This window comes from Staphylococcus sp. GDY8P196P (assembly GCF_017891705.1).
Taxonomy (GTDB): Bacteria; Bacillota; Bacilli; order Staphylococcales; family Staphylococcaceae; genus Staphylococcus; species Staphylococcus ureilyticus.
The window spans coordinates 1-854 of record NZ_JAESJS010000038.1 but is presented as its reverse complement, the minus strand read 5'-3'; the positions used below and the strand labels follow the sequence as shown (position 1 = coordinate 854).

1 protein-coding gene is annotated in these 854 nt (G+C 43.4%); it reads right to left on the bottom strand.

All coding sequences use genetic code 11. The annotated features are described in order from the left end of the window. A partial coding sequence (locus KA814_RS13500; protein ID WP_245335681.1) for an Ig-like domain-containing protein occupies window positions 1-854 on the bottom strand: 854 nt, incomplete at both ends.

Below are 854 nucleotides of genomic sequence, written 5' to 3'. Positions count from 1 at the left end.
CTGTACCTGGGTTTTCTCCTGAATCACTTACTATAACAATACTTGATTTAGATACATTACCATTTTTATCTGTAGCTGTTACTTGTAATTCTTCTCCACCTTTTAAATCTATATTAGATGGAATTTCAACTGTGTAGTTACCTTCTTCATCTGCTGTTCCTGTTGCCGTTGTTCCATCTGGGAACGTCACGGTAACTGTTGAGCCTGGTTCTGCCGTTCCACTTACCGTTGTAGCTTCGCTTGTTACGCCATTCACCGTTGGTGCGTCTGGTGCTGTCGTGTCTACTACTGTTGTCGTTGCTTCTGTTGACGTGTTGTCATCTTTGTCTGTCGCTACAACTTTGATTGGCTCTCCACCTTCTAAATCTATATCAGATGGAATTTCAACTGTGTAGTTACCTTGATCATCAGTTGTACCTGTTGCCGTTGTTCCATCTGGGAACGTTACGGTTACCGTTGAGCCTGGCTCTGCTGTGCCACTTACTGTTGTAGCTTCACTTGTTACTTCTTTCACCGTCGGTGCTGATGGTGCTGTTGTGTCTACTACTGTTGTCATTGTCTCTTCAGATGTATTGCCAACTTTATCTTTAGAAGTAACTTTGATATCTTCTCCACCTTCTAAATCTACATTTGATGGAATTTCAACTGTGTAGTTACCTTGATCATCGGCTATTCCTGTTGCCGTTTTACCGTCTGGGAACGTCACGGTTACTGTTGAGCCTGGCTCTGCTGTGCCACTTACCATTGTAGCTTCACTTGTCACTTCTTTCACCGTCGGTGCTGATGGTGCTGTTGTGTCTACTACTGTTGTCGTTGCTTCTGTTGACGTGTTATCATCTTTGTCTGTCGCTACA